Origin of the sequence: Streptomyces glaucescens (assembly GCF_000761215.1) — a bacterium.
Classification (GTDB): Bacteria; Actinomycetota; Actinomycetes; order Streptomycetales; family Streptomycetaceae; genus Streptomyces; species Streptomyces glaucescens_B.
Map to the genome: position 1 here is coordinate 529,156 of NZ_CP009438.1, position 24,163 is coordinate 553,318.

Annotated in this window: 17 protein-coding genes; 4 read left to right on the forward strand and 13 right to left on the reverse strand. The window is 73.0% G+C overall.

The annotated features are described in order from the left end of the window. Nucleotides 1-62: 62 nt before the first annotated feature. The 3 genes from SGLAU_RS02260 to SGLAU_RS02270 form a co-directional block, all read right to left on the reverse strand. Nucleotides 63-1,475, reverse strand: a complete 1,413-nt coding sequence (locus SGLAU_RS02260; RefSeq protein ID WP_043497861.1) for an extracellular solute-binding protein — start codon at nt 1,473-1,475, stop codon at nt 63-65. Between the two features lie 156 nt (nt 1,476-1,631). Beyond that, entirely contained in the window at nt 1,632-2,633 is a 1,002-nt protein-coding gene (locus tag SGLAU_RS02265; protein WP_043497863.1) for a LacI family DNA-binding transcriptional regulator, read from the reverse strand. 125 nt (nt 2,634-2,758) lie between these two features. Beyond that, the gene (locus SGLAU_RS02270) at nt 2,759-6,124 is read right to left on the reverse strand and encodes a CARDB domain-containing protein (protein WP_043497864.1); all 3,366 of its coding nucleotides are present in this window, start codon (nt 6,122-6,124) and stop codon (nt 2,759-2,761) included. A 540-nt stretch (nt 6,125-6,664) separates the two neighbouring features. Between SGLAU_RS02270 and SGLAU_RS02275 the strand changes: the two genes are divergently transcribed. Continuing rightward, the gene (locus SGLAU_RS02275) at nt 6,665-8,626 is read left to right on the forward strand and encodes a protein-arginine deiminase domain-containing protein (RefSeq protein ID WP_052413578.1); all 1,962 of its coding nucleotides are present in this window, start codon (nt 6,665-6,667) and stop codon (nt 8,624-8,626) included. 104 nt (nt 8,627-8,730) lie between these two features. Here the strand turns inward: SGLAU_RS02275 and SGLAU_RS02280 are convergent, their stop codons facing one another. Beyond that, complete coding sequence (locus tag SGLAU_RS02280) at nt 8,731-9,321, reverse strand: cysteine hydrolase family protein (protein ID WP_043497866.1); 591 nt, start codon at nt 9,319-9,321, stop codon at nt 8,731-8,733. A gap of 175 nt (nt 9,322-9,496) precedes the next feature. Here SGLAU_RS02280 and SGLAU_RS02285 point away from each other — a divergent pair, with 175 nt between their 5' ends. Beyond that, entirely contained in the window at nt 9,497-10,492 is a 996-nt protein-coding gene (locus SGLAU_RS02285; RefSeq protein WP_043497868.1) for a GlxA family transcriptional regulator, read from the forward strand. A gap of 72 nt (nt 10,493-10,564) precedes the next feature. On the opposite strand, the gene SGLAU_RS02290 is transcribed toward SGLAU_RS02285, so the two are convergent. Continuing rightward, the gene (locus SGLAU_RS02290) at nt 10,565-11,908 is read right to left on the reverse strand and encodes a M28 family metallopeptidase (RefSeq protein WP_052413579.1); all 1,344 of its coding nucleotides are present in this window, start codon (nt 11,906-11,908) and stop codon (nt 10,565-10,567) included. A 238-nt stretch (nt 11,909-12,146) separates the two neighbouring features. Next, nucleotides 12,147-12,896, reverse strand: coding sequence for a PP2C family protein-serine/threonine phosphatase (locus tag SGLAU_RS02295; protein ID WP_043497872.1), 750 nt, complete (start codon nt 12,894-12,896; stop codon nt 12,147-12,149). A gap of 245 nt (nt 12,897-13,141) precedes the next feature. On the opposite strand from SGLAU_RS02295, the gene SGLAU_RS02300 reads away from it, so the two are divergent. Next, nucleotides 13,142-13,432, forward strand: coding sequence for a zinc-ribbon domain-containing protein (locus SGLAU_RS02300; RefSeq protein ID WP_043497875.1), 291 nt, complete (start codon nt 13,142-13,144; stop codon nt 13,430-13,432). 41 nt (nt 13,433-13,473) lie between these two features. Here SGLAU_RS02300 and SGLAU_RS02305 read toward each other — a convergent pair whose 3' ends face one another. From SGLAU_RS02305 to SGLAU_RS02335, 7 genes are all read right to left on the reverse strand, one after another. After that, complete coding sequence (locus SGLAU_RS02305) at nt 13,474-14,802, reverse strand: enolase C-terminal domain-like protein (protein WP_043497877.1); 1,329 nt, start codon at nt 14,800-14,802, stop codon at nt 13,474-13,476. A gap of 231 nt (nt 14,803-15,033) precedes the next feature. After that, a complete protein-coding gene (locus tag SGLAU_RS02310) occupies nt 15,034-16,005 on the reverse strand; it encodes a hypothetical protein (protein WP_043506174.1) in 972 nt (323 codons plus the stop codon). Between the two features lie 257 nt (nt 16,006-16,262). After that, nucleotides 16,263-19,058, reverse strand: coding sequence for a DUF5682 family protein (locus SGLAU_RS02315; protein WP_078957560.1), 2,796 nt, complete (start codon nt 19,056-19,058; stop codon nt 16,263-16,265). A 23-nt stretch (nt 19,059-19,081) separates the two neighbouring features. Further along, complete coding sequence (locus SGLAU_RS02320) at nt 19,082-20,194, reverse strand: ATP-binding protein (RefSeq protein ID WP_043497882.1); 1,113 nt, start codon at nt 20,192-20,194, stop codon at nt 19,082-19,084. A gap of 89 nt (nt 20,195-20,283) precedes the next feature. Next, nucleotides 20,284-21,711 carry a vWA domain-containing protein gene (locus tag SGLAU_RS02325; protein WP_043497884.1) on the reverse strand — a complete coding sequence of 476 codons (1,428 nt, stop codon included), beginning with the start codon at nt 21,709-21,711 and terminating at the stop codon, nt 20,284-20,286. After that, nucleotides 21,708-23,102 (reverse strand): hypothetical protein, encoded by a 1,395-nt coding sequence (locus SGLAU_RS02330; RefSeq protein ID WP_099052899.1) that lies wholly within the window; start codon nt 23,100-23,102, stop codon nt 21,708-21,710. The genes SGLAU_RS02325 and SGLAU_RS02330 overlap by 4 nt, the downstream gene beginning before the upstream one ends. Then, complete coding sequence (locus tag SGLAU_RS02335) at nt 23,102-23,605, reverse strand: hypothetical protein (protein WP_043497888.1); 504 nt, start codon at nt 23,603-23,605, stop codon at nt 23,102-23,104. Before SGLAU_RS02335 ends, SGLAU_RS02330 begins: the two co-directional genes overlap by 1 nt. 162 nt (nt 23,606-23,767) lie before the next feature. Here SGLAU_RS02335 and SGLAU_RS02340 point away from each other — a divergent pair, with 162 nt between their 5' ends. Beyond that, nucleotides 23,768-24,163 carry a MazG-like family protein gene (locus tag SGLAU_RS02340; RefSeq protein ID WP_244315163.1) on the forward strand — a complete coding sequence of 132 codons (396 nt, stop codon included), beginning with the start codon at nt 23,768-23,770 and terminating at the stop codon, nt 24,161-24,163.

Here is a 24,163-nt window from a genome sequence, read left to right on the forward strand (position 1 = left end):
GCCGCCGGCTGGTGACGCGCGCGGCGGGGAAGGACCGCGGTGCCCGTCCCCGTCAGGGGAGGTCACCGCGTGGCGAGGACCTGGTCGACCTGCCGCTCAGCGGTGGAGAGCAGTTCGTCGATGTCGGCGTCCTCATCGGTGAGGATCGCGGACATCACGTCGTCCAGGACCTTGTAGATTTCCTGCGCCTTGGGCGGCTCGGCCTTGCCGGGGACCGGGTCGTTCCTGAATGCCTTGAAGTTCTCGACCGGCATGGTGGCGTGCTCGGCGCGGGCGGCGTCGTCCTCGGTCTTGGTCCCGTTGATCCAGAAGTTGGGCTGTGGGATGCCGACCGGCAGACCGTCGGCCTTGGTGCGTGCCCAGTCGAACTGGCCCTTGCCGGGGGTGAGGTTCTTGAAGGTGAGCCAGGCGATCGCGGCCTTGATCTTGTCGGGTGAGCTGCCCTTCTTGATCATGTAGTTGTTGCCGCCGGCCAGGGTGGCCTTCCGGCCCGGGATCGGCCCCATGCCGAAGTTGCCGTAGGCCGCGCCGAGTTGCTGGACCATGTAGGCGATGTCGTCGGGCGCGGCGAGGAACATGCCGAGCTTGTCGGCGGCGATCTGCTTCTGCAGGTCGCCCCACTTCAGCAGCTGCGTCTTGCCCATGCTGTCGTCCTCCCAGCGCATGGCGTGGAGGTTCCGGGCGACCTGCCGGCCCAGCTCGTCGTCGAAGGCGGCCTTCGTGCCGCTCGCGTCGACGATGTCGCCGCCGATGCTGTACACGTGCGCGGTGAAGTGCCAGCCGCCGGTGTTCCCGGCGCTGTACTCGCCGAAGCCCGCGATGCCGTCGCCGAGCCCGGCGATCTTGTCGGCGGCGGCCCTGACCTCCTGCCAGGTGCGCGGCGGGTGGTCGGGGTCGAGTCCGGCCCGCTCGAAGAGCTTCCGGTTGATCAGCAGGCCCATCGTGTAGTTGCTGGTGGGCAGGCCGTACAGCTTTCCCTCGTGCTTCAGCGAGGCGAGGACGCCGGGGTCGATGTCCTTCAGCCGCGGCACGGTCCGGTCGTTGACGTAGGCGGTGATGTCCTCGGCGCCGTCGTGGTCGAGCACTTGGGGCAGGTCGGTGAAGTAGGTGTAGAAGACGTCGGGCTGTGACCTGGCCTTGAGCATGGCCGTGAAGCGCGGCGGTTCCAGGCACTGGCCGGGGGTGGAGCGGCCTTCGATGGTGACGTTCGGGTAGGTCTTGTTGAACTCGGCGACGTCCTGCTTCCACTGCTTCAGTTCGGCCGCCTTGGCCGCGGGGGGCATGCAGTCGATGGTGAGGGTGACCTCGGTCCTCGGGTCCAGCGGGGCGGTGGGGTCGGACGATCCGCTGTCGCCGGACCGGTCGCCGTCGTCGCTGCTGCTGGTGCCGCAGGCGGCCAGTGCGGTGAGGGCGAGGGCGGAGACGAGGGTCAGGGCGCCGGCCCTGCGGACACGGCTCGACCGGGCACTTGTCATGGGTGGACCCCTTCGCGTGAACGAGGAAGGCGCCCCACCGCCGATGCGTTGTGGGGCGCCGCACACTCAACCACCGCGAACAAGGGGACGCAATATCTCGTGCTGGGTTCGTAAATATTTGACAGTGCCGGTCCGGCGCAGAGGTGTGTCCGGGCCTCAGGCCTCCCGCGCCTGCGCGGTCGAACCGCGGACGACCAGTTCCGGCTCGAAGAGCAGTTCGTCGTGCGGCACGTCGCTGCCCTGGATCTGGGCGTTGAGCAGCTCGACCGCCGCCCGGCCCATCGCCTCGATGGGCTGGCGGACCGTGGTCAGCGGAGGCTCGGTGCACGTCATGAACGCCGAGTCGTCGTAGCCGACGACGGAGACGTCGCCGGGCACTCGAAGACCCCTGCGGCGGGCCGCGCGCACGGCCCCCAGGGCCAGGGGGTCGCTGGCGCAGACGATGCCCGTCACCCCCCGTTCCAGCAGCCGGGAGGCCGCGGCCTGACCGCCCTCCAGCGAGAACATGGAACGCTCCACGAACTCGTCGGCCAGCGTGCCCCCGGCGGCCCGGACCGCCGCGTCCAGCCGGCGCCGTGACGGGATGTGGTCGGCGGGGCCGAGGACCAGGCCGATCCGCTCGTGGCCCAGTGACACCAGATGCCGCCACGACTGCTCCACCGCGACCGCGTCGTCGCAGGCCACGCAGGGGAAGTCCAGCCCGTCCACCGCCGCGTTCACGAGCACGACGGGAATGCGGCGCTGGGCGAGCAGCTGGTAGTGGTCGTGCGGCGCGTCCGCCTGGGCGTAGAGGCCGCCGGCGAAGACCACCCCCGACACCTGCTGCTGGAGCAGCAGTTCGACGTAGTCCGCCTCCGACACGCCGCCCTTGGTCTGGGTGCAGAGCACCGGCGTGAGCCCCTGCTGGGCCAGCGCGCCTCCGATGACCTCGGCGAATGCGGGGAAGATAGGGTTCTGCAGCTCGGGCAGGACCAGCCCCACCAGACGTGCGCGCTCGCCGCGCAGCTGGGTCGGCCGCTCGTAGCCCAGCACGTCGAGGGCGGTCAGCACCGACTGGCGGGTCGCCTCGGACACTCCCGGCTTGCCGTTGAGCACCCGGCTGACCGTGGCCTCGCTGACCCCCACCTTTTTCGCCACTTGAGCAAGTCGTCGCGTCATGAACGCAAGCGTAGCGCAAGCGCTGCAAGTCGCTTGCGCTACGGCTCGGCGCCGAAGGCGTCACCGCTCCTGCGTGCCCCGGAGGGCCGCGGGGCCCGACTCGGTCGTGGCGTGGGGGCGGGGAGTCACGGAGTGCGGTCGATCACGAACGGGGAGCCCGGTTCCACCACGACGTCGCCCCGGGCCGAGCCGGTGATCGTCACGTTCGTGAGGGTCGCGCTGCCGCGGGCACCGGCCATGGCGAGCACGCCGGAGCCGTTGTTGGACTTGCTGATGGTCACGTCACGGATCTGCACTCCGGGCACGGCACCGCCGCCGGTCTTGAACTGGATGCCGTCGTAGGTCGAGTCGTGGATGTCCGTGTCGCGGATCGTGACGCCCGGGATGTCGGGACCCTGCGCGAACAGGGTGATCGCGCCGAACTCCTGCGCCTCGCCCCAGAAGGCCCCGCCGGTGCGGTGAAGTCCGTTGCCGGCGATGAGGGTCCGGCCGGAGAACGGCAGCGGGTCGTGGTCGGTGGCCAGCATGATCCCCGGGTAGTTCATGGTGTCGGAGATCAGGTTGTTCTCGATGGTGTTGCCGTATCCGCCGTAGACCGCGATGCCGTTGGCGCGCCAGGGCAGCTGGACGGTGTTGTTGCGGAAGTGGTTGTCGTGCCCGATGTCGACGGATGTGTCCTTGACGTACTTGCTGGCCCACACGGCGAGCGCGTCGTCCCCGGTGTTGCGGAAGGACGAGTTGAACACGGTGGAATTGCGGGTGCCGTTGGCGAAGTTGACGCCGTCGGCGTAGGTGTTGCGGATGCGGACGCCGCTGAACTCGACGCCGTCGCCGGGTCCCCACAGTTCGGGGATGTCGGTGTAGTCCCGGCCGACCCAGGCACCGACGTTGGCGTGCTCGATCCACACGTTGGTGATTTTCGTGCCGGTGCCGAAGCGGCCGTTGAGCGCGACGCCGCCCTCGGCGCCCCCGTCGCCGCCCCGGATGGTGCCGGAGCCGAAGACGGCGAGATCGGAGATCCGGGTGTTGTGGTCGATGTCGAAGCCGAAGTTGCCCTCGTGCGGGTGGTTGATGCCGCCGGCCTGGTGCGGCGGGATCAGCGAGTACAGCTGCGAGTGCCACATGCCGGCACCGCGGACGGTGACGTCCCGGATGCCGACCTGGTTGAACTGGCCCCGGTTCAGCGGGTCGTCGGTGAGGATCTTCTTCTCCTGCCGCCACTGGCCGGCCGGGATCCACACGCAGGGGATGTCGCCCTTCTGGTCCGCCGTGACGGCGCGCTGGATGGCGTCCGCGTCGTCGATGCCGTCGTTGGGCACGGCCCCGTAGGCGGTGATGGAGACGCACTCGGCGGGCTTGGCGGCCGGTGGCGCGACCTGCTCCAGGTCGATCAGGTCGATGACGTAGAACGCGGCGTCGTCACCGGCGTCGCGCTGGAGCCGGAAGGTGGTGCCCGCCGGGTAGGTGTCGGTGAGCAGCGCGTGGGACTCGTCGAAGAGCCGCCGTGCGTCGCCGCCCGGCCGGTTGGTCAGGCCCTCCGGGTCGTCGGTCGTGCCGTAGAGCCAGCTGTGCTTGGAGGAGAGCGTGAGCTTGCGCACGAACCTGCCGTCGGCGTACAGGCTGAGGGTGGCCTCGCGGCCGCCGCCGGCCGCCGCGTCGGGGATGGAGTTGCGGACGACGAGCGAGTTGGCCGGGCTGGTGGACGTGAACTCCACGTACTGTCCGGTCGAGTCGAGGCGCACCGACTCGCGGCCGGAGGACTCGGTGGCGAAGTTGGTGTGCCCGAAGGTGCGCCTGGCGTCCGCCTTGAGCAGGGTGCCGTTGTGGCGGCCGCTCTCCGCCTCGTACTCGACGTATGGCACGGCGGCGCCGCGCCCGACGACCAGGGAGCGGGCGAGGACGTTGTTGTTCTCGTCGGTCTCGGTGACCACGCCGGTGGCGTCGGCCGTCGCGGTGAGGGTGGTCCCGCCGCCGGCGGCGGTCCAGCTGCCGCCGATGGCGACGGTGGTGGAGCCGCCGGCGGGGATGCCGTCCGTGATGCCGTGCAGGGTGGTGTCACCGGCCGTGAGCCGGGTGACCGAGCCGGCGGGCACCGGGCTGGTGCCGCGGTTGCGGACGGCGACGGCGAAGGTGACCTTGGCGCCCACGGCCGGGTGCGCCGGTGTGGTGGTGATGCCGGTGACCTCCAGGTCCGGGCCCGGTGCCTGGCCGACGACCAGACGGGCCGCGGCGTTGCGGCCGTTGTTGCCGTTGTCGAGTTCGGGGACCGTGTCGGTCGGGTCGACCACCGCGGAGACGGCGTAGCTGCCCATGGGCCGCCTGCCGACGGCGACGGGGACCTTCACCGACTCGCCCGCGGCGAGCGCGCGCACCGGGCCGCTGCCCGCGACGGTGCCTTCGAGACTGACGTTCACCGTGGTGGCGGGCGCGGCGGCGGTGCCGGTGTTGCGGACGGTGGCGTCGACGGTGACCGGATCCGTCTCGGACGGCGAGGCGGGTGACCAGCTCAGGTCGGTGACGGTCAGGTCGGGTGCGGGCGCGGCGCTGCCGACGACCTCGAACTCGGCGACCTGTCCCCCGCCGGCGCCGGTGTTGCCGGAGAACTGAAGGCGCACGTCCGCGTACCGGCCGGAGACCGGGATGGTCACCGTGTTCCGGTTGCCGGACGGGCTGAAGGTGTAGTCCGCCCGGTCCTTCAGGGAGGTGAAGCCGGACTCCCCCGCCCCGCGGCCGAGGACCTGGACGGTCTGGGTGCGGGTGCTCCAGACGGGGTCGGGGTTCAGTCTGAGCACGACGCCGGTGAGGTCGGCGTCGGCGCCGAGGCGCACGGTCAGCGCCGAGGACTGGCCGCTCGCCTCCCAGTAGGTGGCGGTGCTGCCGTCGTTGGCGTGGGCGGCGACGTAGTTCTGGGTGGTCGAGGTGGCCTCGACGGGTTTGCGCAGGGCGAGGTTGGTGCCCGCCGGCGGCGGGTCGCCACCGGTGTCGCCGTAGACCTCCACCTCGGACAGCTGGGCCGCGTTCCAGCCGGAGTTGGCGCTCACCCGCACCCGCAGGTACCGGGTCTCGGCTGCGGCGTCGAGCCGCACGGTGTTCCCGGCCGCCGGTGCGAAGGTGCGGCTCGCGGCGGCGGACAGGCTGGTGAAGTCTCTGCCGTCGGTGCTGCCCTGGAGGCTGACGGTCTCGTCGCGCGACTCCCAGGAGGCGGGCAGCTTGAGCACCACCTCGCCGACGTCGGCCGTGCGGCCGAGGTCGATCTGCACCCACTGCGGGAACGCGCCCGCCGGTCCTTCCCAGTACGAGGCCTGGCTGCCGTCCGTCACGTGGCCGGCCGGGTAGCCGCCGTGCGCTCCGCTCGCCGTGACCGGCCGGCCCAGTGCCAGGTTCGGGCCTTCGGCGGCGTCGGCGGGCGGCGCGGTGAGCAGCCCGACGCCGAGTGCGCCGGCCGTGACGAGGCCGGCGAACGCGTGCCGGCCGTGATGTCTCCGTCTCATGGGTCCTCTCGTTCCTCTGCGGGGCGTGCCGGGCTCGGCGGGCAGGGAGGGGCGAGGCGCGCGGCTGGTCGGGGACGAGATGCTGTCCTGGCGGGCCCGGAACGCTGAAAATCCAGAACTTGAGTGATTTCGTCAATCTTTTGCAGTGCTGAGGTGACAGGTTTCTACCCGGTATCGACTTTGTCAACGGCTTGGTCCATGCCAACACAGGCGCCCCGCCCGGCGCGGGTCCGGCGGGCGCACTCACCCCCGGTGCGTGCCGTTGGACGCCGTGACGCGCGGCGGGGACCGTGACACCCGGCGGGGGGGGCCGTCGGCACCTCCGCGCGGCGGAGACCGCCGGCGAGCCGCGCGGCGGGGCCCTGGCCCCTTTACCGCACCACCGGCGTCCTCTCCATCACCTGCGAGGAGGATCATTTCGCCCCGGTCCGCGCGGTCGTGTCAGACCCGGGGAGGAACTACGCGCGGCACAGCCAACTCGCGAGCCCTGTTCGCCCTCTTGCACGGCGAAACCCCCCACCACGAGAAGGGAAGAACGCCGTGCGCTCACGTACGCGCATACACCCCGCGCCGGTCCGGCGCGCCGTCCTCGCCGTCGCGGCGGCGGGATCGGTGCTGGCGACCCCGCTGACCCCGGCCTTCGCCGCCCCTCCCGCTCCCGCGCCCGATCTGCGCGCGGACGTGAACCGCGACGGACGCGTCGACGTCAAGGGCGGCACGGACACGGCGGGTGAGGACACCTGGACCGTCGGCCGCGGCGCGGTCACCCTGCCCAACCTCGACGACGACACCAGGCGCTGCCCGGTGACCGGCCCGGACGGCGGACCGCTGTCCGACGCGAAGCTGGCCGCCTGCAAGGACGCCTCGGACACCAAGGTGAACGGCACCGCCGACGCGGCCGACCTCGCGCGCGTCCGCTCCGTCCCGATGCCCGGCGTGCCGGCGGACGCCAAGGGCAGTGTGCGGGTGACCGCGGGCGCCCGGCACACGCACGTCTTCGTCAAGCGTTCCGGCGCGTGGGTCCTGGTCACCTCCGCCACCCGGCTGACCGCGGCGGAACTGCGCTCCGGGGTGGAGTTCGGCGTCGAGGCCACCGATGTGATCCGGGACCGCGCCCAGTGGGACGGCCGGACGGTGATCCGGCTGTCGGTGACCTCCGGCGGCCGCACCACCTCCGATTCGGTCACCCTGCGCGTCGCCCCGCTCCTCACCCACCACCACCTGCAGAACACCCAGCAGGTGATGGTCACCAAGGTGCGCGGCGCGGGCGAGTACGGCCGGCTCCAGCGCGAGTTCGTCTCCGGCCTGGCCAAGGAGGTCAAGGCGGCCGGCATCACCAGGCCGCTGGTGACCTTCGAGAAGTACGGGGACCCCTGGGCGCAGGACTTCGTCGAGCCCGCCTACGTCAGCATGACCGGGCCCGGCGGGAAGCGGCACGTGATGCGGGTGCTGCTGCGCTCCGCCCAGCTCGACCGCGAGGCGGGCCGGGAGCTGTTCGAGAAGGTGCGCGGCCGGGACGTCGGTGTCGTGCAGGTCACGGACCGGACCCGGCCCGACGACTGGTCGCTGAACTCCATGGGCAACCTGGAGACCGTCCCGCCGTACGCGCACGGCGGGCGCTCGTACCCGGCCGGGCGGATCATCATGGGGTGGCGCAAGGACAGCGGTGAGAAGCCGTCGCCGGCCATGCGCACCCTGCTGCGGTCCCAGGGGCTCCAGGACCCGTTGCTGCTGGACACCTCGTGGCTCGGCGTCGGGCACGTCGACGAGTTCGTGCAGTTCCTGCCCGCCGCCACACCGCGCGGCTGGCGGATCGGGGTCGCCGACCCGCTGGCCGGGCTGCGGCTGCTGCGGGACGCCCAGCGGGACGGCCACGGCGCCACCAGGATGTTCTCCGTCCCCGGCCTGGCGGGCCTGCCGGCCCCGAAGGAGACCATCGACCAGGCGCTGGCCGCGCGGCACTTCGTCGCCGACAACACCATGGCGGCCGAGCGGATCGCGGCCAACCTGGAGATCCTCAAGCGGGAGACGGGGGTCACCGACGCGGAGATCGTCCGGGTGCCGGCCCTCTACACCCGCGAGGCGGAGACCCGGGCCGCCGACGGCACGGAGGTCCCCCTGCCGCGGCTGACCCGGCTGGGCGGCTCCCCGCTCGCGGACACGTTCCAGGACCACGGCCAGCAGAAGTGGCTCGCCCCGGACGGCGACCGCGCCACCGGCCGGGCCCGGGCGGCGGTCACGACCAGCGCGTACGTCCCGGGCGCGGTCAACGGCGTGCTCCTCGGCCGTGACCGCTACCTCGCCCCGCGCCAGTGGGGTCCCGTCATCGGCGGCAAGGACATCTTCACCGAGGCGGTGGGCACCGCCTACCGGCGGGCCGGCCTGAAGGTCTCCTACATCGACGACTGGTACACGTACCACCTCGGCATGGGCGAGGTGCACTGCGGCACCAACACCCTGCGCGACGCCTCGGCCTCCTGGTGGGCCGCACCCAGGGGCTGACGCGGGGCACACCCGGGCGCGCGGCCGCACGCGCGCCCGGGCACACTCCGCCGTCCGCGGTCGGCCCCGCCGGTGGTCCCGTGGCCGGCCCCCGAACACGCCCTTCAGGCCAGGGACTTCCCGGAGGCGACGACGACTCCGTACAGGTCCCCGACGGTCGCGAGCGCGCCCTGGTGGATCTGCGCCGCGGGCACCTCCGTGCCCGCCACCGGCAGGGGCCGCGTCGCACAGGCGTCGGCGACCACGGTGGGCCGGTTGCCCCGCAGGAACGCGCCCTGGGCGGTGAACAGCACGCACATGTGCGTCATGAAGCCCATGACGACGACGTCCTTGTGACCGGCGGCGTCGACCAGGTCGCCCAGCTCGGTGCCGGCGAAGGAGTCGGGGAGCTGTTTGACGACGACGGCCTCGCCCTCGGCCGGGGCCACGCTCGGGTGGATCCGCCCGATCTCGGCCCGGATGTCGTACGGGGTGCCCTCGCCGCCGTCGTTGACGACGTGGATGACGGTGGTGCCTGCCTCCCGGGCCCGGCCCAGCAGGTCGGCGGCCGAGTCGAGTGCGGCCCGCCAGCCCTCCAGCTCCATCACGCCCTGGACGTACGTGTTCTGGTAGTCGACCAGGATCAGCGTCGCGTCGGCGAGCCGCGCCGGCGTCTCGTCGAAGCCCATGAGGGTGCGCAGGGTGGTCGTAGCCATAGGGGTGCCCTTCCGAGTTCTCACGCCAAGTCCCGTTGCTGACTTGGGTGTTGAGGGGTGGCCGCGCTGTTGCGGCCTGTGTGGGGAACGCTACGGCCCCCTTCCGGTGTCGGCAATGTCATCTAACATGCAGATCCAGACATCACCGTTGCCGGCCGGGCGGAGCCTGAGAACCTTGAGCACCGTGGAACGACTCGTCGTCATCCTCCTCTTCGACGGCGTCGACCTCCTCGACGTCACCGGGCCGCCCGAGGTCTTCTCCCTGCTGCGCCGCGAACTGAAGGGGAGACCGGGTTACCGGGTCGTCCTCGCCGCCGGGACCCCGGACCCGGTCACCACCGCGGCCGGGGTGCGGGTCCTTCCCGACGTCACCTTCGAGCAGGTGTCGGGCGAGAGCATCGACACCCTCCTGGTGCCCGGCTCGGTCGAGACCGACGGCCGCGGCCGCGTCCGTGCCCTCGCCGAACCCGCGGTCGTCGACTGGGTGAGGACACTCGCGGGGACGGCCCGGAGAGTCACTTCCGTGTGCGTCGGCGCCCACGTCCTGGCGGCCGCCGGGCTGCTCGACGGCAGACGGGCCACCACCCACTGGTCGACCGCCCGGCAGCTCGCCGACGAACACCCGGCGGTCGAGGTCGACGCCGACCCGATCTTCATCCGCGACGGCGACGTGTGGACCGGCGCGGGCATCAGCTCCTGCCTCGACCTGTCCCTGGCCCTCGTCGCCGACGACTACGGCGAGGCGGTCGCGCTGCGCGTCGCCCGGCAGCTCGTGATGTACCTGAAGCGGCCCAGCGGGCAGAGCCAGTTCAGCGTGCCCCTCGAACCCGTCTCCACCACGCGGCGCATCGAGGACCTGCGCCACCACATCATGCGGCACATCGCCGAACCGCTCACCGTCGCGGACCTCGCCGAGTACGCCCACCTCAGCGAGCGGCAGCTCACCCGCGTCTTCAAGACCGAACTCGGCATGACGCCCGCCGCCTACATCGAGTCGGCACGCGTCGAACTGGCCCGCAACCAGCTCGAGTCCACCGACGCGACGCTCGAACGGATCGTCACCGCCTGTGGTTTCGGCACGACGGACACCATGATCCGGGCCTTCCGCCGCCGGCTCGACACCACACCGACCGAGTACCGGCGCCGCTTCCGGACGGGGGCGCTCACCTGAGCCCGGCCGGCGGACGGCGCGCCGGCCCCCCGGGGACCACCGAGGGGCCGGCGCATCGTCGTGGTGCCGGCGTCAGAACGTGAGCTTCCAGCTGTCGATGTAACCCGTGTCCTGGGCGGCCACGTCCTGCACCCGCAGGCGCCAGTCGCCGTTGGCCTGCTCGGCCGAGGCGTCGACGGTGTAGGTGGTGATGACGTTGTCCGCGGAGTCCGAACTGCTGGAGTTCTTCAGCCGGTACGCGGTCCCGTCGGGGGCGAGGAGGTCGACCACCAGGTCGCCGCGCCAGGTGTGCTTGATGTCCACGCCGACCCGGAGGGCGGCGGGCGCGTTCCCGGTCCGGCCGGTCACCTGGACGGTCGAGGTCACCGCGGCGCCGTTGTCCGGGATGGCGACATCGGCGGTGTTCTCGAACGTGGTGCCCGGAGGCGGTGTCGTCCCGGTGCCGAGGGTCCAGACGGCGTGGGCGAGGGCGTCGCTGTTGCGGTCCAGGGCGGTGTCGTTGATGTTCGCCGTGGTGTCGCAGGACGAGTGGTAGCAGCGGTCGAAGGCCTGGCCCGCGGTGCCGCCCCACTTGGTGGCCTGAGCGGCCGTCTTGGTGCGGCTGGCTCCGGTGAAGAGACCGCCCACGGGTATGCCGGCGTTCTTGAAGGCGGCGTGGTCCGAGCGGCCGTCACCCTCGGTCTCTATCTCCGTGGGGACGCCGATGCCCGCGTACCAGTCCTTGAAGACCTTCTCGATCGCCGGGTCGTCGTCGTAGACGAAGTAGCCGGGGTTCGGCGAGCCGACCATGTCGAGGTTGATGTAGCCCGCGATGCGTGCACGCTCGGTCGTAGGGAGGTTGTTGACGTAGTACTTGGAGCCCACCAGCCCCAGTTCCTCGGCGCCCCACCAGGCGAACCGCAGGTGCTTGGCGGGCTGGAGCTGGGCGCGGGAGACGGCGAGCGCGGTCTCGAGGACGGCGGCGGATCCGGAGCCGTTGTCGTTGATGCCGGGCCCGGAGGAGACGGAGTCGAGGTGCGCGCCGGCCATGAGGACCTGGTTGGGATCGCCGCCGGGCCAGTCGGCGATCAGGTTGTAGCCCGTGGCGCCGGAGGAGCTGAACTGCTGGAGGCTGGTGGTGAATCCGGCCGCGTCCAGCTTGGCGCGCACGTAGTCGATCGAGGCCTTGTAACCGGGGCGGCCGTGCGCCCGGTTGCCGCCGTTGGCGGTGGCGATCGACTGGAGCTGGGTGAGGTGGGCCTTGACGTTGGCCAGCGGGATGTCGGGGGCCGCGAGCGCCCCGGTCGCGGCCGCGCTGCCGGACGGGGCCGAGGTGGCCGGGACCGCGGTGAGCAGCGCGGCCGCCAGGGCCAGGCCGGTCACGGTCGCGGTGCGTCTGGAGCCGCGTCCGGACGCGGCGGGCTGAGGAGTCGTCATGTGGGGGGTCCGCACTTTCTCGTCTAGGGGTGGGTGCCGGACGGTGTGACTGGTACGGAGGTGCCAGAGCTGTGCGGGTGCTGTGTGTGCCCGATGGTCAATGAGATGTCGATGTCCCGTCAAGATGACGGACACGGATGTCCGCTGAGCGGACGCGTGGGCGGGGCGGGCCGGGCGGACCGGCGCGTGACGCGGTCCGCCGCCGGATCAGAGCACCGCGGCGTCCGCGTGAAGCGGGCTACTCCTCGCCGACGCGCAGGACGGCCAGCGTGATGTTGTCCGGACCGCCCGCCTCCATGGCCGCCCTCCACAGCTCGACCGCCGCGCGCCGGTCGTCGTGCTCCCGCAGCACGCCCTCGATGACGTCGTCCGCCAGCGGGTCGGTGACGCCGTCGGTGCAGACGAGGAAGCGGTCACCGGGCGCGACGGGCACCGGCCTCACATGCGCGCGCACGGCACGGTAGCCGGGGCTGCCGCCGAGGCACTGGGTGACGATGGACGTGGTGCGCCGCCCGGGTTCGAGGGGCGGACTGTCGTCGACGCTCAGCCGGCGCAGGCCCTCCGGCAGGGCCGCGTGCACCCGGCTGTCGCCCACGTTGAACACCAGCAGGGCGTCGTGCCGTACGACGACGCCCGCGACCGTCGTGCCCATCGTGGCCAGCTCGCCCCCTTCGTCGCCGCCGGCGGCCTCGTAGACGGCCCGGTTGCAGGCGTCGAGGACGTCGCGGATCGCGTCCTCGCTGCTCAGCCGCGGCCCGGCCGCGGCGATCCGGCCGGCCACCAGCGAGCTGGCCACATCCCCGCCGGGATGCCCGCCCAGTCCGTCGGCGACGGCCACGACGACCGGGCTCTCCAGCGGGAAGAACAGGGTCTGCGGACTCTCGGTGACGGTGGCGCACAGGGTCCAGGGGCCGGCGACGAGACTGTCCTCGTTGCGGGTCCGCAGCAGCCCGGGATGGCTGAGCGCAGTCACCGCGACGTACCGCATGGCGCCACCGCCCTTCGTTCCGGCCGCCTCGGCGGGGCCGGGTCCGCCTACCAGTCTAGGAAGCGGTGGCCGCCGGATCCCCGGGTGCGGGGAGAGAAGTGACGCCGGCCGGGAACGCGTACGGTCGTACACTCCCCCGCACCGGGCCGCTCACCTCGAGGTGGGGAAGACTGGGAGCGTGGGCGTCACTCACCGCCCGGCCGGCACCGTGCCGGCGGGGCGCCGTCTCGGGAGGACCGGCAACGATGATCATCTTTGGCACCAAGGGCTACCTGTACCAGCTCGCGATACTGACCCTGGTCTGCGGCCGCTGCGGCAATCCGTCGGCGCACACCCTCCGCAAGCGCGTCACCAAGTTCACCCTGTTCTTCGTGCCGCTGTTCCCGGTCTCCACGAAGTACGCGACGCAGTGCACCTTCTGCGGTGCGGAGCAGCGGGTGACGAAGGAGCAGGCGGAACAGCTTCAGGCGCAGTCGGCGACCGGGCACGGCGGCCGGACCCACGACCGTCCGCAGCAGCAGCCGTACCAGTCCTGACCCCACCGTCCCCTCCCCCATGTCACCTCACCGGTCCCGCGTCACCGCACCAGGCACGGACGCTTGGCGTCGAACTGCCAGTCCTTCACCAGGTAGCGCATCCCGGCGGCGTCGTCGCGGCCCGGCAGTCCCTTCTCCCGGTACAGCTCGTGGGCCTCGAGCAGCCGGTCCCGGTCGAGCCGGACACCGAGGCCCGGGGTGTCGTCCACCGCGACCTCGCCGCCCACGATCCGCGGCGGCGTGACGGTGAGACGCTCCGTGCCCTCCTGCCAGATCCAGTGGGTGTCCAGGGCGTTGTAGTCGCCGGGGGCGGCGGCGCCGCAGTGGGCCATCATCGCGAGCGAGATGTCGAAGTGGTTGTTGGAGTGGCAACCCCAGGTGAGTCCCGTGGAGTTGCACAGCTGGGCCACCCGCACCGAGCCCTGCATGGTCCAGAAGTGCGGATCGGCGAGGGGGATGTCGACGGACCGCAGGGCGAGCGCGTGGGCGAGCTGGCGCCAGTCGGTGGCGACCATGTTGGTGGCGGTGGGCAGTCCGGTGGCCCGGCGGAACTCGGCGAGGATCTCCCGGCCCGAGTAGCCGTCCTCGGCGCCGCACGGGTCCTCGGCGTAGGCCAGAACGCCGAGCAGCGGCCGGCACAGTTCCACGGCCTCCTTCAGTGACCAGGCGCCGTTGGGGTCGAGGGTGATCCGGGCCTCCGGGAAGCGTTCCTTCAGCGCCCGGACCGCCCCGGCCTCCTCCGCGCCGGGCAGCACACCGCCCTTGAGCTTGAAGTCGCGGAAGCCGTAGTGCGCGTGGGCGGCCTCGGCCTGGCGGACGACGGCCTCGGGTGTCAGCGCCTCCTCACGGCGGACCCGGTACCACTCCACGGAGGCGTCCGGTTCACGGATGTAGTCGAGGTCGGTCCGGTCGGGGTCCCCGACGTAGAACAGGTAGCCGAGCACCCGTACGGCGTCGCGCTGCTTGCCGTCGCCGAGCAGCGCGGCGACGGGCACCTCCAGGTGCTGCCCGAGCAGGTCGAGCAGCGCCGACTCGATCGCGGTGACGGCGTGCACCGTGGTGCGCAGGTCGAAGGTCTGCTTCCCGCGCCCGCCGTCGTCCCGGCTGCCGAACCGGTCCCGCACGGCGCGCAGGACCCGCCGGTGGTCGCCGAGCCGGGCGCCCACGACCAGCGGCGCTGCCTCGCGCAGGGTGCGGGTGATCTCCTCGCCGCCCGGCACCTCGCCGAGTCCGGTGCGCCCCTCGGAGTCCTCGACGACCAGGACGTTGCGGGTGAACCAGGGGGCGTGCGCGCCGGAGAGGTTGAGCAGCATGGAGTCGCGGCCGGCCACCGGGTGGACGGTGCAGCGGGTGACGACGGGCTGGGGCATGCGGGGCTCCTCCGCTGGGCAGCAAGGGGACGGGCGGGGCGGCGGGACCGGGGCGCCGGTCACGCATCGGAACACTGTCTACGTACAGAGACGGAGGCTAGGCAGGTGGACGGCCCGGGTCAATGGGCCGGCGGCCGAGGGGGGCCGGGCGAGCCCGGCGGCCCGGCCGCGGACCGGGAGGAGCGGGGGCCGGGAGGGGCGCGGGCTCCCGGAGGCCCGCACAGGCTCCGCCTATGTGCGCCGTCTCGTACGTCCCTCCAGGCGCCGTACCTCCTGCGTCGCGGCGCGGGCGTCCCGCTCCGCGGCGCTGCGGGCGTCCGTGGCGGACCGGTGCCGTTCCTCGGCCTCCCGGCCGGCCCGGTCGGCGTCCTCCGCTGCCTCGCGTGCCGCGCGCAGCCGCCGCTCGGCGGCCTCCACCTCCCTCCTGGCCTCCGCCCGGCGCTCACGGGACCGCGTCAGCGCCTCCGCCGCCTCGGCCGCCTCCTCGCGCCGCTCGCGCAGACGCCGCTCGGCCTCCTCGGCGGCGGCACGGGCCGCGGCCAGCTGCTCCTGCCGGGCACGGCGGCGTTCGGCCAGCTCGTCCTCGGGCGCGGGGGCCGCGGCCCTGGCCGGCTCCTTCGCGGGCCGCCCGGCGGTACGCGCCGCCTTCGGCCGAGCCGTGGCGGTGACCGCGGCGTCGTCGGGGCCGGAGGACACGAAGTCGGACGGCGGGTCGAGTGCCCCGGTCAGCCGCCCGCCGGCCCACTGCTCCGCGGCGCCGGGGTCCGCGAGTACGGCGTGCAGCGTGGCCGACACGTCCTGCTGCGCGGCGGCGGACAGCGGGTGCCCGGCCTGCTCGGCGAGCCGGGCGGCCTGACGGGTCAACGCGGCCACGATCCGGCGCCGTTGGGCGGACAGGTCCTTGAGTGCGGCGGGGTCCAGCGTGCGGTACGCCTCGCGCAGGCCCTCGCCCAGCTCCAGCAGCCGCCGGCTGTCGTCCGGCTCCTGGCGCAGCAACAGGTTCGCGGCCCAGGCCGCCAGCGTGGGCCGGCGGGCGGCGCGGATCCGCCGGGAGTCCTCGGCGCGCCCCGCCGTCCTGGCCGCGGCGGCCAGCTCCTCGCGGCGGGCGACGAATCCGGACGGGGGCACGGTGTACAGGCCGTCGAGGACCGCCTCGACATCGGACTCCTCGCCGCGCCTGCCGCGTCCGCCCTTGCGCTGCATGGTCCCCACCCTGCCGCCGCCCTCGCCCCCGCGCACGCCGGACCGGGCGGGCGGGCGTCGTCGGACCCGACCGCGGGGGTGGGCGCCGAGGGCGGCGCGGACGCCACCGGGGCCGGTGCCGAAGGGGGCGGGGCGGCGGTCGGGCAGGACGGCGGGGGCGGGCACGGGCCGGGACCGGCGGCGGGACGCGGACGCGGTCCGGCCGCGCGTCGGAGCCGCCGCCCCGGCGAGGCGGCGGCTCCGGCCGGCGCTGCCGGTCAGGGGGTGCTCAGGAGCGCCCCCAGCGCCTGCGCGGTGTGGGGGTGGCGGGCCAGCAGTGCGGCGCCGGCCGGGGCCGGGGCCGCCGCTTCCCAGCCGCCGTCGCAGCCGAGCAGCTCCGCCACCGCGTCGCAGGTCGCGGGGTGCGCGGCCAGCAGGGGCAGGCCGCTCGGCCCGGACACGCGGCCGCGGGCGGGGCGTACGGCCGTCGGGGCCGGTTCGGCCCGCCACGGCGGCGTCCAGGTGTCGAGCTCCGCGAGCCGGCCCGGGAACACGCGGCCCGCCTCCCGGATCAGCAGGGGCGTGAGGTCCGCGCCGCCGGAGCGGAGGGTGGTGATCAGAGTGGGCAGCCAGGGCAGCAGCACCGGGTCGGGCAGCCGGGCGAACGCGTTCGACACGGCTTCGACGACGAAGTCGGCCAGCGCGGGCACCGGTTCCAGCGCGTGCAGGAACCCGCTGAGGTAGCGCGGATAGGCGGGCAGCGCCAGCGGGTTGCCCAGCAGCTCGTCGCACCGGGCCCGCAGATCGGCGCGGGAGAGCGTGCCGAGCTGGGTCCTGGCCGCCCACAGCAGGGCCGTCCTGTCCGGGTCCTCCGGGTGCGACTGGGCCATGGCCAGCTCCAGCTGGTTGCGGTCGCAGCCGAGGGACAGGGCGAGGCTCTCCATGCTGAACAGGAAGCCCAGCATGGCCGCGACCTGGCGGACGCTCGCGTCGTCGTCGGTGAACGCCGTCGGCAGCAGGGTGCAGTAGTGCGCGTAGCCCGTCTTGACGAAGGACTCGATCCACTGCGGCAGCGCCGGTTCACTGGTGCGGTAGTAGGCCAGCAGGCCGCGCACCCGGCGCAGCACCTCCGGGGCGCCGTCGACGCTCCGCTCGGTCGCCAGCACCTCCAGGGCCCGCCCGCCGAGTTCGTCGGCGAGGCGGCGGCTGCGCAGGTGGAGCGTGGCGTCCTCGACCGTTTCGAGGACGGTCGCCGTGGTGGCCTGCGGGCCGTACGCGGTGCGCCGCAGCCGCTGTTCGAGGACCTGCTCGATGCTCACGCCCTCGTAGCCCAGCTCGATCAGGGCCCGCTGGTGGGTGCCGAGGGCCAGGTCCCACGACTCCTGGATGGAGCGCTCGCCGAGCTTGCGTTCGCCCATGATGGGGCGGGCGGCGCCGTGCGGCAGGAGGCGGCGCAGCATCCACAGCACGTCGGAGCACTGCTCCAGCTCGGGCCGCGACGCCATGTCGAGCAGGGCCCGCTGCACCCCGCGCTGCTGCAGTTTGAGGTTCAGCGGGGCGAGCCGGTCGTGCACGTCGCGGGCGAGCGGCGGCAGGGCGTCGTAGCCGACCTGGCCGACCCGGTCGCCGCCCAGCATGATCTCGACGAGCCGGCGCACGTCGCGCCGGCCCGGCACGGTGTCCTTCTCGATGCAGGTGACCGCCGCGTCCTGGAAGTCGTACGGCGTGGGCTTGGCCCGGTCGCGCATCCCGGCGAGCAGGATCGAGGTCTCGAACACCGCGATGGCGTCGGCGGTGGAGGCGAGATAGCCGTTGCGGCGGGCGGCGCGCACGATCTCCACCGACCAGCCGAGCAGTTCCTCCTCGTCCAGGCGGTCCAGGACCGGGGGCCGCTGGAGGAAGCCGGTGAGCCTGTCCGGCGCGACGGCTTCGGCGGCCGGAACGGGGGCGTCCGCCTTCGCGGTGCTCCGGCGCGTCTTCGTGCCCGCCTGACCGGTCAGCCGGTACGGCTTCACCCGGGTGCGCTTGAGGTTCTTCGCCCACTCGGCCGCGGCGATGGACACCGACCCGGCGGCGAGACCGAACTGCGCCTCGATCGCCGCGTGGCTGGACGGGATCAGACCGTGCTGCCACTTGGTGGCGCTGGGCGGGCTGATCTCGAAGGTGTCGGTGCCGTGGACGCCGAACTCGGCGACCCGGCTGGCCGCGTGGAAGGCACCGCAGACGTAGAGGGCGTCCGCCGGGTCGGTGCCGGTGGCGGCGAGGTGCCGGCGCATCCGCGTCCACATGTACCGCTCGCGGTCCTCGTCGACGCGGACCCGGTGCGGGTCACCGGGGGCGAGGCGCCGGAAGAGGCTGCCGATCAGCAGCATGACCTGGCGGTAGGTGTCGTGGTCGCTGTCGCCGAGCGGCAGCTCGACGTACTGGTGCCACCACTCCGACCAGTGCCGCACGCGCCCGTGCCGCAGCAGGTGCTCCTCCAGTTCGGCGAAGCGCGGGCGCAGGTCGCCGATCTCCACGCCGACGGCGTCGCCGTGCAGCGCCGCCTCGGCGTCGGCGGGGGGCGCGTCCGGGTCGGACGGTTCGCCGGCCGTGGCGTCCCTCTCCTGCCACTGGAAGACGTGGTCGGAGGAACGGTCGACGAGGACGAGTTCCACGCCCGGGGTGTCCAGGGCGTAGGCGATCGCCTGGTACTCGGCCGACGCTTCGGTGATGGGCGCGACGACCGACAGCGGCGCCCATTCGGCGGGGAACCCGTCGGCCTCGGTCGCGAACGCCTGCACCGCGACCGGGAGCCGGCAGTTGCGCAGCTCGGTCAGGAGCGGGGCCATGTCCTCGCACAGTTCGAGGTAGACCACCTTGGGCTGCTTCTCGCGCAGCCTGCGCGCCATGGCGAGCGCGGAGGCCGGCGAGTGGTGGCAGACCGGGAAGATCTCCAGCGGTTCGCGCACCGCGCGGTCGACGTCGTCGACGATGCCGAGGAGGATGCCCTCCAGGGCGCCGGGTCCGTCGGCGAACGCGGTGGCGGCCTCCTGGAGCTGGGTGCGCAGGGCGGTGAAGGTGCCCTCGTTCATGGCCTGGCTCACCTCCTGGGCGCTCACGAGAGGGTGGCGATCGTGTCGCGGCCGCCCTCGAGGAACTCCGTCCAGGAGCCGCCCTCTTCCTTGCTGCGCGGCTCGACGACACCGTGCAGGTACTTGTTGAGGATGGCCAGGTCCTCCGGTTCGCGGCGGGCGAGGGAGCCGACGAGCGAGGAGGCGAGAGTGCGCGCGGTCAGGGCGCGCTCGCCGAAGAAGTTGCTGTGCAGGATGGCGTCCTCCAGGACGCCGATCTGCTCGGCGGTGGAGAGCGCGGACTCCAGCTTCTCGTCGTCGCTGGCGGCCGCGGCGGCGGAGGCGCGCAGGTCGGAGAAGCTCTGCAGCAGTACGTCCAGCAGGGTGGGCGGGACGTCCAGTTCGATCTGGTGGCGGCGCAGCAGTTCCTCGGTGCGGAAGCGGACGATCTCCGCCTCGCTCTTCTTGTTGGTCACCACCGGGATGCGCACGAAGTTGAAGCGGCGCTTGAGCGCGGAGGACAGGTCGTTGACGCCCCGGTCGCGGCTGTTGGCGGTGGCGATGACGGAGAAGCCGGGCTTGGCGAAGACGATGTTGTCGCTGTCGAGTTCGGGCACCGAGATGTACTTCTCGGAGAGGATGGAGATCAGGGCGTCCTGGACGTCGCTGGTGGAGCGGGTCAGCTCCTCGAAGCGGCCGATGACCCCGCTCTCCATCGCGGTCATGATCGGCGAGGGGATCATCGACTCCCGCGACTGGCCCTTGGCGATCACCATGGACACGTTCCACGAGTACTTGATGTGGTCCTCGGTGGTGCCGGCCGTGCCCTGCACCACGAGCGTGGAGTTGCGGCATACGGCGGCGGCGAGCAGTTCGGCGAGCCAGCTCTTGCCGGTGCCGGGGTCGCCGATCAGCAGCAGGCCGCGGTCGGAGGCGAGGGTGACGATGGCCCGCTCGACGATGCTGCGGTCGCCGAACCACTTCTGGGAGATTTCGCGGTCGAGCCCGTCGGCCCGCTCCGAGCCCAGGATGAACAGCCGGATCATCTTCGGCGACAGCCGCCAGGAGAACGGCTTGGGGTTGTCGTCGATCGACTCCAGCCAGTCCAGCTCCTCGGCGTACTTGATCTCGGCGGGAGCGCGCAGCAGGTCGGACATGCGAAGGCCTTTCGGTGAGAAGAGGAAGACGAAGCGGAAGAGGAGGCGACCGGGCGGAAGCCGGGCCGAGAGCCGGTACGGCGGACGGCTCAGGTGAGGAACGACTTCAGCTCGTGGACGAGCTTGCGGATGTGGCCGGAGATCACCGGCGTGCCGAGGTCCTTGAAGCGTTCCCGGAACCACGGGTTGACGCTGCCGCGGCCGGCGCTGGTCACCGAACCGACCGGGATGAATCTGGCGCCGGAGCGGTGGATGGCCGCCATGCTCTCGAACAGCGGCTCGCAGCGCCATTCGTAGAAGTCTGAGATCCAGACCACGACCGTGTTGCGCGGTTCGGCGATCTTCGGCTGGGCCAGTGCCATGGCGACCGTGCCGTCCGTGCCGCCGCCGAGCTTGGTGCGCAGCAGGGTCTCGAACGGGTCGTTCACCCACGGGGTGAGGTCGAGCGCCTGGGTGTCGTAGGCGATCAGGTGGACGTCCACCTTGGGCAGTCCCGCGAAGATCGACGCCAGGATCGTGCAGTTGACCATCGAGTCGACCATCGAACCCGACTGGTCGACGACCACGATGAGGCGCTGCGGCGTCGTCTTGCGGGCGGTGTGCCGGTAGTAGAGGCGGTCGACGTAGAGCCGTTCCTCCTGCGGGTCCCAGTTGGTGAGGTTCTTCCAGATGGTGCGGTCGAGGTCCAGGTTGCGGAAGACCCGCTTCGGCGGGACCGACCGGTCCAGGGCGCCGACGGACGCCTTCTCGACCTGGGTGCGCAGGACTTCGGCGACCTCGTCGACGAACCGGCGGATCAGCGCCTTGGCGTTGGCGAGGGCGACCCCGGAGAGGTTGTTCTTGTCACGCAGCAGCTGCTCGATGAGCGACATGCTCGGGGTGAGCCGCGCGGCGAGCCGGGGATCCGCGAGGACTTCGCGCAGGTGCATCCGCTTGACGAGGTCGGCCTCGATGGCGCCCAGCTCGGGGCCGATCGCGGGGATGAGCGTGCCGAGGTCGGGGGCCGGGAAGCCGCCTCCGGTGCCGGCCGGGCTCACTCCCCCGCCCGCCGCGCGGCCCGCGCCACCCGGGGCGCGTCCGCCGCGCAGTTCACCGGGACCGCAGCCCAGCGCCCGCTCCAGCCATCCGGCGTCGGACTGCCAGCGGGCGAGCCGGTCGGCGGTGACCGTGCCGGAGCCGGAGGAGAAGACGTTGAGGAGCACCTTGGACACCAGGGCGGCGCGGCGCACCTCGGCGGCCCGGTCGCGGTCCTCGTCGCCGGCGGTCCCGGGGACCATCAGCCCGTCGAACTCGGCGGCCAGCTCGGGGTGGCGCTGCACGACGGCGTCCACGGAGGCCTGCGGATCGAGGAGGGCGGGCGGCAGTCCGATGTCCTCGACGACGGCGAGGGAGGCGGACTCCAGGGCCGGCTGCTCCTCGGGGTCGAAGAGGCGGGCGAGCAGCCGCCAGTACAGGACCTGCCGGCGGTTCTCGTCCGCATCGGCCGCCGGCGGCTCATCGGTGGTGTGGTCGGTCATTTCCGCAGCAGCCTTCCCGCGCGTTCGCGCAGTACGGCCACCGCGTCGGTGGCGGCCTTCTCCGCCTTGGCCCCGGCCTTGTCGGTGGTGCCGCCGGCCCAGGCGCCCGCGTGCACGGCCACCGTCTTCCTGCGCACGGTGGTCTCCACGGCGAGCGGCTGGAGGAGGAACCGCCCGTCGTCCCAGCGCAGCAGCCCGACGCAGGCTCCGGACGCGGCGACGGCCTTGGGGCCGAGCGGTCCGGCGGCCGGGACGCGGTCGGTGTCGACGGGCAGGCGGTGCCCGCCGAGGGTGAACGTCACCGACTCGTCGTCCGCGTCCTGTTCGGCCGTGTAGCCCTCCAGGAAGACGGGGTGGGCGAGGCGCACCGGGTGCCGGTCCAGGGGTGCGGTCGGCGGGGTGGCGGCGGTGGGCAGGGCGACGCGGGCGGTGGCGAAGGCGTCGGCGGGCTCGCCCGTGCGGGCGCACTCGTCCTGCCAGAGCAGGTCGCCCTCGGCGGTGACGGGCATGCCGGTCAGGTCCATCGAGCGGCCCTCGCCCGCGGCGGCCAGCAGCGTCATGTGGGGGCGCAGCAGCTGCCAGACGCCGGCGCCGAGGACCGTGTCGGGCTTCGGCACGGACACGCTCGCGCGTACCAGCCGGGGTGTGCCGCCGTCGGCGGGCTCGAGGACGGCGTGCACCTGGGCCTGGGCGGCGGTGGCGTGTTCCTGGACGTCGACGCCGAGCGGCAGGAGCCGGCCGGTGACCCTCTCCGTGGGCGCCGCCGCGGCGGCGCCGGGCAGGGTGAGGAGCATGCCGCGGGCCCACAGGTCGGCCCAGCGGCGCACGGGTATCCGTTCCAGGGAGGCGCTGGGGCAGGACGCCGCGAGTTCCGCGGCGAATCCGTCGAGGAGGACGGCGAGGCGGCGCAGTCCCGGATCGGGGAGCATCGCGGAGACCACCTGGGCGGAGCCGGACACCACGTCGTGGTCGATGCCCTGCCAGCCGGTCCGGGCCAGGTCGCCGAGCCAGGAGCGGGCGGCTGCCGTCAGGTTCGGCGCCTGCGGCCCGGCGGCGGCCGGGGCCGGCGCCTCCTCGCGGGTGCGGCCGGTCGCCTCGTCGGCGCGGGCGGTGAGCGCGTCGTGCACGGAGCCGAGCAGGGCGGTGCGGGCGGCGGCGAGCGCGAGGAAGTGGTCCTCGCTCGCTGCGCCGGCCGCGGCCTTCTCGGCGGCCTCGGCGGCGCGCGCGGCGAGCGGGCTGCCCGCGACCGCGTCGGCCAGCTCCGTCAGGCCCGCCGCCTGGGCGGGCCGGGGGCGGAGGAGGCCGCCGGTCAGGGCCCGGTCGAAGGCGTCGACGGCGGCCAGGGCCTCGTCGAGCCCGTCGACCGGTTCGGTGAGCAGGTCGAGTCGCATCAGGCCACCGACCTCGTGGGCGGGAACCACTGCATCTCGGGCAGCGGGCCGGTGGTCGGGGGGAGTTCCAGGTAGGCGAGGTGGCGCAGGAACCGGCTGAAGACCGAGGCGGCGGCCTTGCTGTCCGCCGCAGGGGGGCGGGTGCCGCGCATGACCGCGGTGAGGGAGGGGGCGGTCGCCTCGCCGTCCCCGGTGTCGACCCGCAGGTAGCGGGCGACGCGCTCGGCGCCGTACTGGAGCACCGACTCGTTGATCAGCGCGCCGATGTGATTGCAGAACCCGCCGCGGGCGCCACCGCAGGGGCGGTTGTTGTTGGTGCTGCACGCGTACGCGTACGTCCCGGCGGCGACCGATGAGACGTAGACCCGGCCGATGTCCGAGCCGCTGGAGACGACGCCCTGGAGGCGTCCGTCGGCCAGTTCCACGAACGGGACCTTGGCGAGCTTGCGCGGTCGGGCGGGCGGGATCACCCGCGCCGTGCTCGACCTCTCGAAATCGGACAACGACCATCTCCTTTGCAGCACGAGGGAAGCCCCTGACGCCGGATCGGCGGGACGAGGAAGAACTTACTGGCGACCACTGACAACGCCTGGTCACCCGCCCCGCCCGGCCGTCGGTGACGGCCGGCGTGCGGCGTGGAATGGCCGGTTGGGACCGTCTCCGTCGTGAGCGGGCACTCGTTCACAGGCCATGAGCGGGCCGAGGCCGCCCGCCGGAAGGGGGTGCTCGTGGAGAGGGACCACTGGGAGGTCACCGCCGAACTGGCCGCGTTCCTGGACCGGGCGGCCGCGCATGTTCCGGCCCGCCAGCGCCAGGTGCTCCAAGTGCTGAAGATCGGCGAGGAGTTCGGCGAGGCGGCGCAGGCGCTGATCGGTGTCACGGGTGTCAGTCCGCGCAAGGGCACCAGCCACACCTGGGATGATCTGACCGCCGAGATCTGCGACGTGATCGTGACGTCGATGGTGACGCTGCACCGGCTCGAAGTCCCCGACCCCGCCGCGGTGTTCGCCCGGCACCTGCGCGGGGCCGCCGCCCGCACGCTGGCCGCGGGGAAGGACTGA

Coding starts and splice junctions, on each gene's coding strand:
- SGLAU_RS02270 (WP_043497864.1), bottom strand. CDS start 6,124: ATGAGACGGAGACATCACGGCCGGCACGCGTTCGCCGGCCTCGTCACG.
- SGLAU_RS02310 (WP_043506174.1), bottom strand. CDS start 16,005: ATGCAGCGCAAGGGCGGACGCGGCAGGCGCGGCGAGGAGTCCGATGTC.
- SGLAU_RS02325 (WP_043497884.1), bottom strand. CDS start 21,711: ATGACCGACCACACCACCGATGAGCCGCCGGCGGCCGATGCGGACGAG.
- SGLAU_RS02330 (WP_099052899.1), bottom strand. CDS start 23,102: ATGCGACTCGACCTGCTCACCGAACCGGTCGACGGGCTCGACGAGGCC.
- SGLAU_RS02290 (WP_052413579.1), bottom strand. CDS start 11,908: ATGACGACTCCTCAGCCCGCCGCGTCCGGACGCGGCTCCAGACGCACC.
- SGLAU_RS02305 (WP_043497877.1), bottom strand. CDS start 14,802: ATGCCCCAGCCCGTCGTCACCCGCTGCACCGTCCACCCGGTGGCCGGC.
- SGLAU_RS02260 (WP_043497861.1), bottom strand. CDS start 1,475: ATGACAAGTGCCCGGTCGAGCCGTGTCCGCAGGGCCGGCGCCCTGACC.
- SGLAU_RS02300 (WP_043497875.1), top strand. CDS start 13,142: ATGATCATCTTTGGCACCAAGGGCTACCTGTACCAGCTCGCGATACTG.
- SGLAU_RS02315 (WP_078957560.1), bottom strand. CDS start 19,058: ATGAACGAGGGCACCTTCACCGCCCTGCGCACCCAGCTCCAGGAGGCC.
- SGLAU_RS02295 (WP_043497872.1), bottom strand. CDS start 12,896: ATGCGGTACGTCGCGGTGACTGCGCTCAGCCATCCCGGGCTGCTGCGG.
- SGLAU_RS02320 (WP_043497882.1), bottom strand. CDS start 20,194: ATGTCCGACCTGCTGCGCGCTCCCGCCGAGATCAAGTACGCCGAGGAG.
- SGLAU_RS02265 (WP_043497863.1), bottom strand. CDS start 2,633: ATGACGCGACGACTTGCTCAAGTGGCGAAAAAGGTGGGGGTCAGCGAG.
- SGLAU_RS02280 (WP_043497866.1), bottom strand. CDS start 9,321: ATGGCTACGACCACCCTGCGCACCCTCATGGGCTTCGACGAGACGCCG.